The 16,917-nt window shown below is 44.6% G+C and carries 18 protein-coding genes and 1 riboswitch; of the genes, 11 read left to right on the top strand and 7 right to left on the bottom strand.

The window, feature by feature from the left end; all coding sequences use genetic code 11:
- Positions 1-10: 10 nt before the first annotated feature.
- The 6 genes from dapA to ABDZ72_RS01740 all read right to left on the bottom strand — a co-directional run bounded on the left by dapA (position 11) and on the right by ABDZ72_RS01740 (position 5,228).
- The gene (gene dapA / locus ABDZ72_RS01765) at positions 11-895 is read right to left on the bottom strand and encodes a 4-hydroxy-tetrahydrodipicolinate synthase (protein ID WP_343750774.1); all 885 of its coding nucleotides are present in this window, start codon (positions 893-895) and stop codon (positions 11-13) included.
- 116 nt (positions 896-1,011) lie between these two features.
- Positions 1,012-1,194, bottom strand: a riboswitch (Lysine riboswitch).
- Between the two features lie 252 nt (positions 1,195-1,446).
- Positions 1,447-2,535, bottom strand: coding sequence for a sensor histidine kinase (locus tag ABDZ72_RS01760; protein ID WP_343750773.1), 1,089 nt, complete (start codon positions 2,533-2,535; stop codon positions 1,447-1,449).
- On the bottom strand, positions 2,528-3,211 hold the full coding sequence (locus ABDZ72_RS01755; RefSeq protein ID WP_343750772.1) for a response regulator transcription factor: 684 nt from the start codon (positions 3,209-3,211) through the stop codon (positions 2,528-2,530). Before ABDZ72_RS01755 ends, ABDZ72_RS01760 begins: the two co-directional genes overlap by 8 nt.
- 40 nt (positions 3,212-3,251) lie before the next feature.
- Positions 3,252-3,833 (bottom strand): TlpA family protein disulfide reductase, encoded by a 582-nt coding sequence (locus ABDZ72_RS01750; RefSeq protein ID WP_343750771.1) that lies wholly within the window; start codon positions 3,831-3,833, stop codon positions 3,252-3,254.
- Between the two features lie 16 nt (positions 3,834-3,849).
- Positions 3,850-4,587 (bottom strand): cytochrome c biogenesis CcdA family protein, encoded by a 738-nt coding sequence (locus ABDZ72_RS01745; protein WP_343750770.1) that lies wholly within the window; start codon positions 4,585-4,587, stop codon positions 3,850-3,852.
- Positions 4,572-5,228, bottom strand: coding sequence for a hypothetical protein (locus ABDZ72_RS01740; RefSeq protein ID WP_343750767.1), 657 nt, complete (start codon positions 5,226-5,228; stop codon positions 4,572-4,574). The genes ABDZ72_RS01745 and ABDZ72_RS01740 overlap by 16 nt, the downstream gene beginning before the upstream one ends.
- A gap of 347 nt (positions 5,229-5,575) precedes the next feature.
- Between ABDZ72_RS01740 and ABDZ72_RS01735 the strand changes: the two genes are divergently transcribed.
- The 8 genes from ABDZ72_RS01735 (at position 5,576) to ABDZ72_RS01700 (ending at position 12,070) form a co-directional block, all read left to right on the top strand.
- Complete coding sequence (locus ABDZ72_RS01735; RefSeq protein WP_343750766.1) at positions 5,576-6,730, top strand: betaine/proline/choline family ABC transporter ATP-binding protein; 1,155 nt, start codon at positions 5,576-5,578, stop codon at positions 6,728-6,730.
- A gap of 13 nt (positions 6,731-6,743) precedes the next feature.
- Positions 6,744-7,388 carry an ABC transporter permease gene (locus ABDZ72_RS01730; RefSeq protein WP_343750765.1) on the top strand — a complete coding sequence of 215 codons (645 nt, stop codon included), beginning with the start codon at positions 6,744-6,746 and terminating at the stop codon, positions 7,386-7,388.
- A gap of 71 nt (positions 7,389-7,459) precedes the next feature.
- Positions 7,460-8,344, top strand: coding sequence for an osmoprotectant ABC transporter substrate-binding protein (locus ABDZ72_RS01725; RefSeq protein WP_425542328.1), 885 nt, complete (start codon positions 7,460-7,462; stop codon positions 8,342-8,344).
- 1 nt (position 8,345) lies between these two features.
- Positions 8,346-8,990: an ABC transporter permease gene (locus ABDZ72_RS01720; protein ID WP_343750763.1), complete on the top strand. Its 645-nt coding sequence runs from the start codon at positions 8,346-8,348 to the stop codon at positions 8,988-8,990.
- A 162-nt stretch (positions 8,991-9,152) separates the two neighbouring features.
- Positions 9,153-9,698 (top strand): GbsR/MarR family transcriptional regulator, encoded by a 546-nt coding sequence (locus tag ABDZ72_RS01715; protein WP_425542327.1) that lies wholly within the window; start codon positions 9,153-9,155, stop codon positions 9,696-9,698.
- Positions 9,691-10,584 (top strand): beta-keto acid cleavage family enzyme, encoded by an 894-nt coding sequence (locus tag ABDZ72_RS01710; protein ID WP_343750762.1) that lies wholly within the window; start codon positions 9,691-9,693, stop codon positions 10,582-10,584. Before ABDZ72_RS01715 ends, ABDZ72_RS01710 begins: the two co-directional genes overlap by 8 nt.
- A 1-nt stretch (position 10,585) precedes the next feature.
- Positions 10,586-11,566 carry a 3-hydroxyacyl-CoA dehydrogenase NAD-binding domain-containing protein gene (locus tag ABDZ72_RS01705; RefSeq protein WP_343750761.1) on the top strand — a complete coding sequence of 327 codons (981 nt, stop codon included), beginning with the start codon at positions 10,586-10,588 and terminating at the stop codon, positions 11,564-11,566.
- Positions 11,567-11,593: 27 nt separating this feature from the next.
- Complete coding sequence (locus ABDZ72_RS01700) at positions 11,594-12,070, top strand: thioesterase family protein (RefSeq protein WP_343750760.1); 477 nt, start codon at positions 11,594-11,596, stop codon at positions 12,068-12,070.
- A 416-nt stretch (positions 12,071-12,486) separates the two neighbouring features.
- On the opposite strand, the gene ABDZ72_RS01695 is transcribed toward ABDZ72_RS01700, so the two are convergent.
- On the bottom strand, positions 12,487-12,972 hold the full coding sequence (locus ABDZ72_RS01695) for a hypothetical protein (protein WP_343750757.1): 486 nt from the start codon (positions 12,970-12,972) through the stop codon (positions 12,487-12,489).
- A gap of 122 nt (positions 12,973-13,094) precedes the next feature.
- Here ABDZ72_RS01695 and ABDZ72_RS01690 point away from each other — a divergent pair, with 122 nt between their 5' ends.
- Genes ABDZ72_RS01690 through ABDZ72_RS01680 form a run of 3 tightly spaced genes read left to right on the top strand, consistent with a single transcriptional unit; the run spans position 13,095 to position 16,917 of the window.
- Positions 13,095-14,648, top strand: coding sequence for a spore germination protein (locus ABDZ72_RS01690; protein ID WP_343750756.1), 1,554 nt, complete (start codon positions 13,095-13,097; stop codon positions 14,646-14,648).
- Entirely contained in the window at positions 14,648-15,751 is a 1,104-nt protein-coding gene (locus ABDZ72_RS01685; protein ID WP_343750755.1) for a GerAB/ArcD/ProY family transporter, read from the top strand. Before ABDZ72_RS01690 ends, ABDZ72_RS01685 begins: the two co-directional genes overlap by 1 nt.
- On the top strand, positions 15,748-16,917 hold the full coding sequence (locus ABDZ72_RS01680; protein ID WP_343750753.1) for a Ger(x)C family spore germination protein: 1,170 nt from the start codon (positions 15,748-15,750) through the stop codon (positions 16,915-16,917). The genes ABDZ72_RS01685 and ABDZ72_RS01680 overlap by 4 nt, the downstream gene beginning before the upstream one ends.

The raw sequence follows: 16,917 nt of genomic DNA, 5'->3' as shown, positions 1-16,917 counted from the left end.
TTGATTGTTGCTAGCTGACCTTTTGTAAATGGGACTGCAGTATTTGTTGTAATGTTCGTCTCTCCTCTTCATTCAGAGGAATCATTGGCAGGCGAACATTACCGACCATAACCCCTTGCATGTTGAGGGCTTCTTTGAGTGGTGAGGGGCTTGGCTGGGCAAACATGGCTTTCATGATTGGGAGAATGCTTTGATGAATTGAAGCGGCTTGTTGCACATTGCCATTTTTATAGCTCGTGATCATATCCTGCATCTCATTCCCGATAATATGGGAGGAAACAGATACCACACCGGCTCCACCGACTGCCAACGTTGGCAACGTCAAGCTGTCTTCTCCAGTGTACAGGGTGAAGTCGTCTGTCGTTTGGCTGATGATGTTGGTCACCGCATCCAAATCACCGCTTGCCTCTTTCACTGCAACTATATTGGGAACCTTGGACAGTCTGACGGTTGTTTGAGCGGAAAGACCCACAGCACTTCGGCCGGGGATGTTATACAGCATAACAGGCAGTACTGTTGATTGAGCAATTGCTTGGAAATGCTGAAATAGCCCTTCCTGTGAAGGCTTATTATAGTAAGGTGTTACAAGCATAATACCATCGATTCCTGTTTTTTCCGCCTGTTGCGTTAAATCGATAGAAGCCTTCGTGTTATTAGAGCCTGTACCGGCCAAAACAGGTACCCTTCCATTGGCTGTTTTGGCAACGAAGGAGAATAAATCCAATTTTTCTTCTGTTGTTAATGTTGGGCTTTCACCGGTTGTGCCGGCTACAACCAAACCCTCTGATCCATTGGCGATTAAATGGTTAACAAGGTTCCTGGTTGCGTTAAAATCAATGTCACCGTGCTGATCGAATGGGGTAACCATAGCGGTTAATACTTGACCGAAATACATCTCTTCACATCCTTTAAAATTTTTTGCGTTGAATGGTGAAGGACTGTTTGATAACCGAACATAAAAAAGCAACAACGAAAGGCTTCGCTGTTGCAGTTAAGCATTGTTATCCGCAAACGTAAGATAGCCCTTCATATAGTTTCATTTCCTATATGACAGTCCTGTGTTTCTTCAACACAGTCCCAGCCTCAAGAGAATGAGCTCTTTCAGCTTCGGCAAATTCCCCTTTCCACAAACATCAACAGATCTCATTTTCTTCTGTTTGTGTACTAATGGTTTTTGCACCCTCTATCCTTACTTCAATCACATTGAAATAGGGATTATTTAATTATATTCATCTTAGCAAACATTAGATACAAATACAAGGTTTTTTTCACTTTTTTAGAAAATTTCAAGAATCCAGTGTGAAAGGCGGCCGATATAACCTTCTCATTCCACATTGTGATAACCCTTGATGGCGGGGCAATTCGATAAGGCTGTTTCATGCATTTGTCCGTCTCTGGTATTCACTCTCACGTCTCAAAAAGGGATACGAATCCTTGAAATATACGTCAATTTTGCTCGGAGAAGGGAAGAGTGACCCAGAATGTGTTGTTATGTTCGTCAGTTGTTAAACCAATCCGACCGTTATGCTGCTCGATAATTTCTTTGGCGATCGCTAATCCAAGACCACTGCCATTGGTTTGTCGGTTTTGTACGTCAGTGCTTCTGTAAAAGCGTTCGAATATCCGATCATGATCCTCGGCAGGGATGTGTTCACTTGGACTGCTTATGGATAAATAATAATAGCCATGTTCGATCTGTCCTGTCAGACGAATGCTGTCATTGCCTTGGTCATAATCAATGGCATTTTCAATTAAATTGTTGATAACTTGCCGTATGCCTTTTGCGTGAACAGATACTTCGAAAGATTCTACATGAGCATCGATGATCATTTGCTTTTGTTCCAATTTCCATTGAAACACTGTAATGCATTGGTGGACGAGTTCGGCGATATCGACGTCACTGTGTTCGGTATAAACGCGGGAGGACATATCGCCCCACTCTTTCAGCATTTCCATCTGTTTCGTCAACTCCATCAGATGCTTGGTTTCCTTGTGTAACGCTTCATATAACGAGTAATTTCCTTGCATATCTCCGTCCCGCAATGCTTGAAGATAGCCGTTCAAATTGGTGATAGGGGTACGTAATTCATGCGACAGGTCGGAGATGATTTTTTGTCGGTTTTCATCGTTGGTCTCCAGCTGACGGATAAGTGCGTTGAAGTGCGTTACCAGCTCGCCGACTTCCCCTTGAGCTGTATCCGGCGCTGGGGCTGGGTACGCCCCTTTTTTTAATTGTTTGGTCGCTTCAATCAAATGGTTAATAGGCTTGATAAGCTTTTTTGTTAAATAATAATGAAGCAGGCTTCCCGTAATAAACGTTAAAAGAGCGAACATCAGTAAGTATTGAAGCAAAGTGGCATTAAAACGTTGCTGTTGCGGCCTATTGAAATTTCCCATGGCATCCGCCAAAAAACAAGCCGTCTCGTAAATGGCCAAACCGCTCAGCAGAATAGCAGCGGCGATAATCATCATGTTAAGGGCGGATAGCCGCCATAAAAATCCCTTTGGCAGCAGAGACAAAAGTCGTTTAAACACGTGCAAATTTATACCCCATTCCCCGCACAGTCAAGATATGTTCCGGTCGGGAGGGTGCTGTTTCGATTTTCTCCCGGAGTTTTTTAATATGGGCATCAACCGTCCGGTCTAGTACAGTATGTTCAGCATGTGGATAGAGCTGGTCGATTAGTTTTTCCCGGCTGAATACAAAGCCTGGGTTCTGCATGAATAAATGTAGCAAATGGAACTCATGTGTCGTTAGCTGGATCGGTTCATTATTAAGATGTACTTCCCCTTCTCGTGGCTTGATGCACAATCCGTTATGGACCATGGCTTGGCAATGATGGCTTGTTCGGCGCAAGACAGCTTCGACATGGGCCACAAGTTCTTCAGGTTCAAAAGGTTTGGTGAGATAGTCGTCAGCTCCCATTTTTAAACCTGAAATTTTGTCATCGACGCGAGATTTTGCCGACAGCATAATAATGGATGGTTTCGTCTGTTCCTGAGCTTGAACCCATTCACAGAACGCTTCGCCGCTCATAGTCGGCAGCATCAAATCGAGTATGATTAAACACGGGTTGTATTTGCAATAGGCTTTTTGAGCTTCTTCTCCGTCGTGCGCTTCCACAACGTCATATTGATGCTTTTCCAGATGCATTCGTATCAATCCACGAATCATTGAATCGTCGTCCACGACCAAAATGGTTTGTTTCATTCAGAACACCTCTATGTTCCATTATAAGACAACGTGTTCATCATTTCATCTTTTCAAACTCCTGGACCATCTGTTCATAATTCATGGGTCCCAGCTGTTTATACTGAATGCGGCCTTCCGAATCAATCATATACGATGTGGGAATGGGCTTAATCTGATACGTATTGGCGACGTTGCTATTTTTATCCATCGGTATCGGAAAGGTGAGGCCGTATTCATCGACGAAATCCACCACATCGCTTTCACTGTTTTCGGCCGTTGTTAAGTTAACAGCTAAAATTTCAATATCTTTATTCTCATAAAATTTCTGCATATCCGGCATTTCTGCGCGGCAAGGTGCGCACCACGATGCCCAGAAGTTAACGAGAACCCGTTGCCCTCGGTAATCAGTCAAGGAAACCTTTTCTCCCTGCAACGTTTGCAGTTCAAAATCAGGGGCTTTTTTCCCGATTTGAAGCCCATACGAATCGGCACCGCTGTTGTCACCACTGTTTTCATTTTCCTCCGCTGTGGTAAAATCTGAGTTATCAGCTGTGTCCTTGTTATCGGAACTGAGTGCCAAATCATAAATAGCCCACACAAACATGCCTGCCAAAACGACGATAATAATGGTTTTTTTCATAAGCGAATCCTCCCGTTCATCCTAAATTTCCCATCCATGTCCCCTCGACCAACTTCAACAGATAACTGGAAATACGTGACATTTGTCCGGTGAATAATAATACCCCCATGACAATCATAACCGCGCCGCCAGCTTTCATGATCTTTTGGCTTTGCCGGACAATCCACCGTGTGGAACCAAGGAAAAACGTCAGTATGAGAAAAGGGAGTGCAAAGCCGATAACATACATGATCGTATAAATGGTTCCCTGTCCTGGGTTACTCGCGGCTATAACCAAGATGGAAGAAAAAATCGGACCGATGCATGGGGTCCATCCGGCTGCAAACCCGATGCCGACAAAAATGGTACCGATATAGCCAACCGGTTTTTTCGTGAATTGAAGACGTTTTTCCTTCATAAAACTGCCAATTTGCAGCCATCCCGCAACAAACAGTCCCATGACAATGATGAAAATCCCTGCTATTCGCTGCAGAAACAGACCGGACTCTCCTGTCAGAAGCCCCTGAATCCATTGTCCGAGAAACGATACACCGACACCGAGACTAATGAATACCAGGGAAACGCCAAATAGGAAAAAGACAGAGTGAAGAAGCAATTTGCTCCGAATCCTAATATCTTTGTTACCTTCTAATTCCTTTACACTCATGCCTGTAATATACGACAGATACGCCGGGAAAATAGGCAGTGTGCACGGGGAAAGGAACGACAGAATCCCGGCTCCTACTGCAAGCAAAATGGTTACGTCTGCAGACATGATGCCACCTTCCTTCTGTTAAAAATAAGTACGATGATACTCGTGATAAATACGGGAAGCAAAAACCAAACTGTCATCATATACCCGAATAGCGATGTGAATGGCAAAAAGAACGATAGGAGCAATTGCCCCGCGCTCCAACCGGCAAAGATCATACAGGCCATAGTGACGGGTGCAAGCTTTTCCCGCAGCAACATAAAAGCAACCATAAGTATGAGCAGCAGCCCTTGCTGCCATAGGGATAAATGATTGCCATGCCAAATAATATCCAGAAATTCATAGGAAAACGCTGCCCCTAGAAAAACGGGCAGAAAAGCTGTCAAAAATCCGTGGATATCCATCGCGTGGCGTTTAACCCGATATGCCACATTCACCACCATTAGGATAACAGCTGTGAAAAAAGCGGGTGAAGCGCTTGGGTAAGCCAGAACAGCCAGCGGATCTGACAGAAATATAGGGAGGTTCATTAATAGTTTGCCTGCCCATACAAACAGAATAAAATTGATCAAGATTGATACTATTTCCTCCCGTTCCTTCTTTTTTCCGGATTTGCGGGCGGAGGTGGCTATGTAATAAAACAAAAGACCGCCAGCCAAGCTTGCTATAATAAAAAATACGTTTTCCAGTGACCATGCATTCATTGTATTGCCTCCATTTGTATTTTATTATAAACCACTTATGTGAACGTTTGATGAAAATAGAGGATATTTTTAAAAAGAATTATTTCCTTTCATTTGAACAAACTAAAAACCATATTACCGAATTTCTAACTAGCACAATCGGTGTAACCAGTAATATATGTCTGAAAAGGTGTGTATTTCGAGCATTTTGGAGGAATTTTGCGATATAAACCTTGTAAACATTATAAAATAAAAAATGTACGGATTTTTAAAAGTTTATAAATGTATTTGCTTGTTTTCAGAATCGTGACGTTTCTTCTATACTAACCAACATGAGTTAAAGAAAGTCATTATGGAGGTGTGAACAATTGCTATCGTTTGAAAATGTGACTAAGCAATATACAGACGGAACACCGGCCGTCAAAGATCTTAATTTGAATATAGAAAAGGGTGAGTTTGTTTGCTTCATCGGACCGAGTGGATGTGGCAAAACAACCACCATGAAAATGGTCAATCGGTTAATTGATATTACCGGAGGCAACATTTATGTGGATGGAAAAGATATTAAGGAGCAAAATGCGGTTGAACTGCGTCGGTCCATCGGCTATGTGATCCAGCAGATTGGTTTGCTGCCGCATATGACGATCAAGGATAATATTGTCCTGGTCGGCACGCTTCTGAAATGGTCCAAAGAACAAAAAAATGCCCGTGCCCGTGAACTACTGAAGCTGGTTGACATGCCCGAAGATTATTTGAATAAATATCCGCATGAATTAAGCGGAGGCCAGCAACAGCGTATTGGCGTGTTGCGTGCACTGGCGGCGAACCCACCTTTGATTCTAATGGACGAGCCATTCGGGGCGCTTGACCCAATTACACGAGATTCATTACAGGAAGAGTTTAAGAAACTGCAAAAAGAATTGCATAAGACCATCGTTTTCGTGACGCACGACATGGACGAGGCTTTAAAACTCGGCGATCGCATCGTCATCATGAAAGACGGAGAAGTCGTACAAGCGGACACGCCGGAAGAAATACTCCGCAACCCCGCAAATGATTTCGTTGAAGCATTCCTTGGTAAAGAGCGTTTGATTCAGGGGCGTCCGGATGTCACAACGGTTGGTCAAATTATGGATGGGTACCCAGTGACAGTCCAAACCGGTACAACATTGAAATCTGCTATTGCCACGATGCGTGACAAGCATGTTGATTCGTTGCTTGTTGTTGATTCAAACAATACGCTACAAGGATTTCTGGACGTTGAGGCCATTAATCTTAATTATAAAAAAGCCAATACAGTCGAAGAGGTCATGGAGACGGATCTCTTTTACGTATCCGAGGATAGCCTGTTGCGTGATACCGTCCATAAAATCTTGCGCCGTGGTGTGAAATACGTCCCTGTTGTCGATGAAAACCAGCATTTGGAAGGCATTGTTACCCGTGCCACATTAGCAAATATTGTATATGACACGATTTGGGGCGATGGAACAGAATTAGAAGAAATAGCAACCACAACACAATAGGAGGTGAATAACAATGATGGATTTTTTTGCAGAACACGGTAGCAACCTAATGTACAAAACATGGGAACACTTTTATATTTCATTGGCAGCTATGTTGCTTGGCGTCATTGTCGCGGTACCATTGGGCGTAGCGCTTGCAAGAATTCCCAAATTCGCTGATCGCATTATTTCGCTCGTCGGTATTCTGCAGACCATCCCGAGTCTTGCTATTTTAGCGTTTTTCATACCGATCATAGGTATTGGGAAAATTCCGGCCATTATTGCCTTATTTGTTTATTCCCTTCTGCCGATTTTGCGCAACACTTATATTGGTGTACGTGATGTTGACCAAGGTGTAATAGAAGCAGGCAAAGGCATGGGGATGAGCCATTGGCAAGCTATCGCGAAAATGGAACTGCCGCTGTCCATCCCGGTTATTATGGCCGGCATTCGTCTGTCAACCGTTTATTTAATTGGTTGGGCAGCGCTGGCCGCATTTATCGGCGGTGGTGGTCTTGGTGACTTTATATTTGATGGACTGAATCTGTATAAGCCATCACTCATCCTGGCAGGAACCATCCCAGCCACTATATTGGCGGTGATAGCGGATCGTTCGCTTGCGCTTTTGGAAAGCAGTCTTACCCCTGAAGGGATGAAGGATACCCAGAACGCAACATAATAAACGTAATAATGGAGGTGAATACGGTGAAACGCGCACTTTATAAAGGGAGCATCCTTCTGATTCTCGTAATGGTATTAACAGGATGTTCCTTGCCCGGACTGTCCGGAACATCAAAAGAAACCATCAACATCGGATCACTGACGCAATCAGAATCCCAACTCATGGCAGAAATATTGTCGATCATGATTGAACGGCAGACCGATGCTCAGACGAATCTGGTTACCAAACTCGGTTCATCCATTGTGCAGCATCAGGGTATGCAACGTGGTGACCTTGATATTACAAGCACACGCTATACGGGGACAGATATATCCGGTGCTCTCGATATGGAGCCAATCAAAGACCCGGAAAAGGCGTTAAAAACCGTCAAACGCGAATTTGATGATCGCTTTAATCAAACGTGGGCCGAAACGTATGGATTTGCAAACAGTTATTCCATTGCTGTAACACAGGAATTCGCTAAACAGAATAACATTGAAACGATATCCGATCTGGAACCTTACGCTGACGATATGGATTTTGGCGTCAATAATGCCTGGATCAACCGGGAAGGTGATGGTTATGACGGATTCAAACAGACGTATTTTGACTTCGGTCAGGTTTTTCCGATGAATCTCGGTCTGGTATATCAGGCAGCGGCCAGCGGTAATATGGATGCTGTACTGGCGTATTCCACCGATGGGCGAATTAAAGAATATAATCTAAAAGTTCTCAAAGATGACAAACGGTTCTTTCCGCCTTATGATGCATCACCGGTCATTAATAACGAGACTTTGGAAAAATATCCTGAAATCCGCGAAATTACAAAACGGCTTAGTGGAGAAATTTCAACCGAAGAAATGCAGCAGTTAAATTATAAAATGGATGTTAAACGCATGAACCCACGCAAAATTGCAAAGCAGTTCCTTGAAAAGAATAATTACTTTAGAAATACCGGAAAAGGAGGGGAGTAGTATGGAGACATTGCAGGAATTTATTAATTATGCCAGTGCAAACGGAAATTACATTTGGACGCAATTTTACAGGCATTTTCTTATGGCCATATACGGCGTTCTATTTGCATCCATTATCTCTATTCCTCTAGGCATCCTCATTGCCAAATACACGAAATTAAGCAGTTGGGTGCTGGCTGTTGGAAGTATTATTCAGACCATTCCGGCATTTGGTGCTATGGCTGTCATCATGCTTATTATGGGACTTGGAACCAATACGGCTATTGTGACATTAGTGCTGTATTCCATCCTGCCGATCACACAGAATACGTACGTTGGTATGAAAAGCGTTGATAAAACAGTTGTTGAGGCAGGGCATGCTTCCGGGATGACCAAATTTCAATTATTGCGAATGATTGAATTGCCATTGGCGGTCAGTGTGATTATGGCCGGCGTTCGGACAGCACTGGTCTTAGGCATTGGAATTGTTGCCATCGGTGCATTCATTGGTGCTGGTGGACTGGGCGCCATTATCGTAACAGGGACAAACGCGACGGACGGAACACCTATTATATTGGCGGGAGCTATCCCGGCAGCATTGATGGCCATTATCGCGGACGTGGCTTTGGGATGGACAGAACGCTTATTGCAACCTGGTAAGACGTAAATGATATAAACATTATAAAATTTAAATTGTAAACAGTTTATGTTTTTCTTGCCTCTTTATGATTCCATATGTTTCTATGTAGACAGGTTCGGAATTTGATCGATGATGATTTATTAGGAGATGATTGGATAAATGAAGATGGGGGAAGAAACAGGTGATAACATGGAAAAAATTGAAGACATACGAACGCAATTTATTGAAAAAATAACAGATAATATGAATGCGTTCGGTGCACCAACAAGTGTTGGTCGTGTTCTGGGAATTATTTATATGAACGGGGAACCGATGACACTTGATGAATTATCCGATGAAACCGGAATGAGCAAAACTAGGATGAGTCAGGTTGTCCGGGAAATGATGGATATGAATGTGGCTGAACGGGTCTTTAAGAAAGGTGTCCGCAAAGATCTTTACCAGGTTGAAGAGGATTACTACCAGACGTTTATTTCCATTTTTACGTCGACTTGGCAAAAAGCCATCAGCCGGAGCCGTCATTTTGAACAGCGTTTGATGAAAAAACTGGACGAGCTTCAGCAACAGCCGGAATTGTCGGATGAGGACGAACAGGCGATTAATGACTTGTTAGCGGAACTCCATGAATGGACGGAATATTATGATTGGATACGCCGCGTAACCGACTTCTTTGAGAGCGGCGAAATATTTAATTATGTACCCAAAAAGCGAGCAGGAGGAGATTCGAATGAGTAAAAAAGTAATGCTTTCATGTGCATTGACAGGAGCTGGAGAGACGACGTCCAAAAATCCGGATGTGCCGGTGACACCGAAAGAAATCGCCGATTCAGCGATTAAAGCAGCGAAAGCCGGGGCCACAATCGCTCATATTCATGTGCGAGATCCGGAAACCGGGCAACTGAGTCACGACGTCAACTTGTTCCGCGAGACGGTGGAACGCATTCGTGAATCGGAAACGGATGTCATTATTAATATTACGTCCGGCGGCGGCGGTGACTGGATTCCAAGCGATGCCGATCCAACCAGAGGTGGCGAAGGAACGGATATACAGACACCGGAAGAACGCCATGAGCCGGTAGGTGAACTTCTGCCGGAGATGTGCACCCTCGACTGCGGCAGTACGAACATTGGCGATATGATGTATGTTGGCCCGACGGACTGGTTGCGCCGGCAAGCTAAACTCATCCAGGAAAGCGGTGTGAAACCGGAGCTAGAATGCTTTGACACAGGGCATGTACGTTTTGCGAACCAGCTCATTAAGGAAGGCCTTATCGACGAGGATCCGCTTTATCAATTTTGCTTGGGCATTCCATGGGGAGCAGCAGCTGATGCGGAGACATTGGCTTATATGAAAAGCCGCATCCCAGAAAACGGCAGATGGGCATCGTTCGGAATTGGCCGGATGCAAATGCCGATGGTCGCCGAATCCGTCCTGCAAGGTGGCAACATTCGTGTCGGCCTGGAAGATAACCTGTACTTGAAAAAAGGCCAGCTGGCAACCAATGAACAACTGGTTGATAAAGCGGCCGGCATTGTTGAAACGCTTGGATCAGATCTCATGACACCGGCAGAAGCCCGGGAAGAATTAAATTTGCGTAATCCACACGGAAAGGAAGACTAACATGACTGCACCATCATCCATCAAACAAATTACCATTGTCGGTACAGGTGTTATCGGCAATGGTTGGATCACCAGATTTCTGGCCAACGGTTACCGTGTAATTGCCTCCGATCCGGACCCGGAAGCGGAGGCGCGTACGCGGGATTCCGTTAAACGGTCTTGGAGCTCGGTGGAAAAAATGGGGCTCGCAGACGGGGCTTCTCAGGATAATCTCATTTTCGAGCCGGATTTGCAAAAAGCTCTGGCTCAAGCTGATTTTATTCAGGAAAATGTTCCCGAACGTGAAGAATTAAAACGAAGCGTGATTGCGTCAATTGATCACTATGCCCCGCAGAATGCTGTTATCGCGTCAAGCACATCCGGTATCCTGCCCAGTACATTGCAGGCTGATTGTGTGCATCATCCGGAGCGGGTCATCGTTGCGCACCCGTTTAATCCGGTTTATCTTATGCCGCTTGTTGAACTGGTTGGCGGTGAGAAAACGGATGATACGTTCGTTGAAAACGCTAGGCAGTTTTATGAAAGCATGAATATGAAACCACTCGTTGTTCATCAGGAAATTGAAGGGCATATTGCTGACCGCCTGATGGAGGCTATTTGGCGCGAATCGTTGCATATCGTCAATGACGGTGCGGCGACAACGGAGGAAATTGACGCGTCCATTGTGTATGGCCCTGGACTGCGCTGGGCATTGATGGGGCCATTCATGACGTTGCATATGGGCGGCGGCAAACAAGGCATGCGTCATATGCTGGAACAGTTCGGCCCGGCCTTGAAACTGCCTTGGACCAAACTCGAAGCACCGGAATTAACTGATGAACTGTCGGAAAAAGTTGTTACCGGCTGTGAAGCACAGACTGGTGATGTGGAAATGGAAAAACTGGAAGAACGCCGGGATGCTTTTCTAATTGAACTGCAGCAGCTTCTGGAAAAATACTGGCCAAGTGCCAATTTATCCGCAGGCGTGAATGAAAAGGCCTAACAGCAACTAAAAAGGGGGCAAATAGCGTTGAGCGATGGTAAGGTGATAATCCAACATCACGTACCCGACGAATGGATAGACTACAACGGTCACATGAACGACGCCGAGTATGTACGTGCTTTCAGTTGGGGCGTTGACCGTTTCATGAAACACATTGGTATTACTGATGCATTTCGTGAGCAACATATGTATACCATTTACACATTGGAAAGCCATGTATGTTATCTGGATGAAATGAAACAGGACGAACCGTTTGAGGTTCACTTGCAAATGATTGATTATGATGCCAAACGTGCTCATGTCTTTTTTGAGCTATTCGGCGAAAACGGCAAACGTGCCGCCACGAGTGAACAAATGCTTATGGGCATTGACCAGGAAAGCGGACGACCGTCTCCTTTTCCGGACGATGTATGGACCAATGTTGAAGAATTGGCGGAAAATCATACACCGGCGGAAAAACCGAAAGAAGCTGGCCGTGTTATTGGTATCAGACGAAAAAAATAGCAATGTACAACGTTTCCCGACCGAAATGCCGGTTTGGGAAACGTTTTTAGTACGATAACAACTGGAATGACTATGATTTTCTCTCAGCCACACGAGAACGTTTAAGGAGAGGAAATGTCCTTGAGGCCACTTCTCTCAGCCACACGAGAACGTTTAAGGAGAGGAAATGTCCTTGAGGCCACTTCTCTCGGCCACATAGAGAACGTTAAAGGAGGGGAAATGTCCTAGAGACCGCTTCTCTCGGCCACATAGAGAATGTTAAAGGGGAGAAATGTCCTCGAGAATGTCTCTATTGGACGTCATAAGAGAATCAAGGGCGCTAAACGTCGTCGAGACCGTCTTTAATATTCAGGCGGGTCAGATTCATCACATAGAAAAAGGGCTCTTATGCAGAGGAGTATATGAATCCTTTTTTATTATTTCGCTGATTGACCTCGCTTAAGTAATAGCCGGTGCATGATCCAGCCCACAATAAGACCGATAGGCAAAAACATTATTGGCAGCCACATCGGACCGATAAGGACACCAAATATGGTAAATGAAGGCGAAAAAATTAATCCCACGGTGACAAAGTAGGCAGCAGAAACGAATACTACAAAGATATATGGTTCACGTTCACCTGAAGCATCACGGTAGGCATCCCACATAGCAAAAAAATAAAGACACGGATAAAACATGAGCCATTGGTAATTGGTATGATCAATGGCTTGTTGAATGTCTCCATGGAAACTAAGGACAATGACCTCATTAAAATTTCCCATCACATTAATAATAATTTCCAACGCAATAAAAATAAACCCTTTGAAATAGTTGTTGTTCAGTAATTGAGCAAATCCGGGAAGGGCAATACTCCAGAGCAGCTTTTCGAGTTTATCATGCTTTTTTCCTGTCGCTGTCTTCATATGCCCGACCTCCTAAAAAACGTTGTACGGATAGTTTGGCTTATACCAAATGTCTTATACCGTATAAATAACCAACATTTAGGGAAAGCGAAGGGCAGCGGTTAAAGTTGGGAGGGAAACATATGGGACTTGGATCATTATTTAAACGAAAGGACAAACAGCCATCGAAGCAGGAGCCAACGATTGAATTTGATGCTGAGTTGAAGGCCAATCTGGATCAAAACCTTGAAACCTTGGAAATCATGCTGGAAAAACCGAACGACCTGGTCATCCGCCCATTTTCCCTTGGATCACAGGATCATCGCTGTGCGGTTGTCTATATTGATGGATTGGTCGACAAACAAGAAATAAACAATAATATATTGAAAAATCTGCAATACTATGCGGAGGAACAGGAACTTCCGACTAATAGCCATGCGTTACTGGATGAAATCGAAAGTGATCTTGTATCCATAGGTGATGTCAGTAAAGGAAAAACCCTTGATGAATTGTCATTTGCTCTTTTATACGGCAGCGCCATTCTTTATGTGGATGGTGTTGATCAAGCGTTAATGTTTGATTTAAAAGGGTGGGAGATGCGTGCCATCGAAGAACCTGTAACCGAATCTCTCATCCGTGGGCCTCGGGAAGGGTTTATCGAAAATTTACGCACAAATATGATTTTGATCCGGCGGCATATTCGCGATCCAAATTTGCGCTTTAAAACATATCAAATCGGGCGACGTTCCAAAAAGAATCTTGTTGTTACGTACATAGAAGGCGTCATCCATCCGGATATTGTAAAGGAGGTCAATCGGCGGTTGAAAACCATCGATCTTGATGATGCACCGGAATCCGGATACGTTGAGGAGTGGATCGAGGACAGCTTTTTATCGCCATTTCCGCAGTTGGCCAATACGGAACGGCCAGACCGGGTAGCCACATCGTTATTACAAGGGAAAATTGCCATTATGCTGGACGGAACACCGTTTGTTTTGGTTGCACCGGTTACATTGGGAAACATGCTGCAGTCACCGGAAGATTACTATGAGCGCTGGCTCATTGGGACGTTTCTCCGTTTCCTGCGTTATGGGGGAGCATTCCTGGCGATGTTTTTGCCGTCATTGTATATTGCATTAGTCTCTTATAATCCGGGGTTAATCCCTGCTAAATTGGCTTTTTCGATTGCAGCTACACGTGAGGGCGTTCCGTTCCCGGCAGCGATTGAAGCATTCATCATGGCCTTTACGATGGAATTGCTACGGGAAGCAGGTGCCCGCCTCCCGAAAACCATTGGCCAGACCATCGGTATTGTAGGGGGGCTGGTGATTGGTGATGCTGCAGTTCAAGCAGGGATTGTCAGTCCCATTATGGTTATTGTGGTGGCGGTGACCGCTATTGCATCATTTGCCATTCCTTCATACAGTGCGACGATTTCGTTTCGTCTTATCCGGTTTGGTTTTATGCTTGCGGCGTCGTTCCTTGGGTTATATGGTGTTATTCTCGTTTACATTATGATCAATATTCATATTGTCAATCTGAAAAGCATTGGGGTTCCTTATTCAAGTCCCTTTGCACCAAGCTTTTTCCACGATTGGAAAGACCTTGTACTGCGGACGCCGGTTACAATGCGGACAAGACGGCCGGCTTATATGCAGACGGTTGATAAAAAATCGAGGAATAAGGAGAAAAGCTGATGAAAACGTTTGAGTATGCGGATGATCAAATCAGTGATAAGGAAATAATGATTGCCACCCCATCCGTTGTTATCGGCGTTAGTGTTCTTTCGCTCCCAAGGACACTTACTTCACCGACCAATGGCATGGACGGGGTGATCGCGTTGGGGGTCGCAGGGCTGTTCGTGATAGCTTTGACGTGGCTGGTAGCGAAACTTGCTGTCCAATTTCCACACGAAAATTTTTATTCGTATGCGTCATCACTCATCCCGAAGCCCGCAGCCAGCATGTTTACGATGTTGTTTGCGGTTTATGGACTGTTGACCACCGCCTATGAAACGCGAGTCATCGCTGACGTTGCCGAGCAATATTTGTTCACCCGGACGCCGTTTGGTGTCATCGCTCTTACCTTTTTATTGGTTGTTATATACGCGGTTTCCGGGTCAAGGGCTGGGCTATTTCGGTTGCATATGATGTTTTTTCCGTTTATTGTTCTGATTATTTTAACTTTGGTACTGTTCACGTCTGGACTGTTTGACCCTGACAATCTGTTTCCCGTTTTGACGACCGGCGCCGGCAATCAATGGCCTGCATTCATTGGCAGCACGTTTTCTTTTATGGGATTCGCCCCTCTGCTATTTTACACATCATTGGTGAAGAAACCTCGTAACGTTCCGAAAAAAGCCGCCATTGGTATGTCTATAGCAGTGACGCTATATATGGTGATTGCTGTCATGAGCATTGGAGCATTTGGCAATCTGACAGCAGGCAATTTGCAATACCCGACGGTTGAGCTGGCTAAAGATGTGGAGATTCCCGGGGGGTTCTTTGAACGGTTTGAAACGGTCTTCTTTGTCATTTGGATCATGACTATTTTTAATACAACCATCATGTTTTTGGATATGGCTGTTTTTGCCATGAATCAACTGTTCACAAAAATTAGTAAAATGCAGCTTATTTTTATATGTTCCCCGTTTATATACATGGCTGGTATGATCCCAAAAAATAATGAGGACGTTGATGCACTTGGGACGTTTATCAGTATGTATGGGTTTACCGTTGTGATTCTTATAGTGGCGTTGTTCTTTATAGCACGGAAATGGAAAAGAGGGAAAAAACAATGAACCGTCAAACGTATTGCTATGTGCTCATGGGTCTGTTGATGATTCTGTTGCTTACCGGGTGCTGGGACCGGGTGGAGATAGAGGATCGCGGCTTTGTTGTTGGTGCAGCATTGGATTTGCCGGAAGACAGCGCACAAAGCAAAAAGGTGAAGCTTACGAATCAATTTGTCGTTCCATCCGGAATCGGAGCGCCCAGTCAGGGCTCATCAGGCGGACAGCCGGCTCATGCGAATGTCGCAGCCACCGGCAAAAGTCTGCTTGCGATCGAACGGGAAATGGGAGCTATGACGAGCCGTTCGCCGTATTTACCGAATATGAAGCTGATTTCCCTTTCCAGTGAGTTGGCCAAAACAGACATGTTTGAAAGCGTGCTGGATTTGTTTATTCGGGATCATGAAATGCGTCGAGGCGTTAAAGTGGCCATTACGGAGGGAAATGCAGCGGGGATATTTAATATTGATGCTAAGAATGCAAAGCTGCCAGTCAATCATATAGAATCGGTCATGAATAATCATTTCAAGTATTTAGGCAATATCAGACCACTACGGGTTGGGGGGTTGCATGAATATTTGCTGAAGAAAGAAAGCTTTCTTGTTCCGAAAATCACGAAACAGGGAAATGACATGACGTATCAAGGGGCGGGGGTTTTCCATGGGTATAACAATCGTATGACCGGCGTTATGAATGTGAAGGCGACAAAAGGCTATAATTTATTGACCGGCCAGGCCCACAGCGGCACGATAAAAATAAAGATGGACGATAGTCCCGTTACATTGGAACTTATGGAAGTGACTAGTTCAATGAAAGTCAGAAGCCAAGCACAATCGGCTATTAAAGCGTCGATCCAAACAGATGTCGAGTCGAGGGTAGCCGAAACATTTGCCAGCCAAAGTTTACAAAACGAAAAAAGACTCCAAACGATGGGAAAGAAAGCCGAAAAGAAGATGGAGAAGCTCATGAAAACAACTATAAAAAAAGCTCAGAACGAATGGAAGGCTGACATTTTGGGAGTGGGCCGGAAATTGCATAAATACCATTATGACGTGTGGCAAACAGTAAAGAAGGACTGGGATCGCGGACAAAATTATTTTTCTGAAGCGGACATCGATGTTGCATCGGATATCACCATTAAAACTACGGGGGTTACGGATCAGTCGAAAAAATAG

Origin of the sequence: Lentibacillus halophilus (assembly GCF_039522485.1) — a bacterium.
Lineage (GTDB): Bacteria > Bacillota > Bacilli > Bacillales > Amphibacillaceae > Lentibacillus > Lentibacillus halophilus.
Note: the sequence above shows the minus strand (reverse complement) of the source record. Positions and strands in the feature narration are given on the sequence as shown.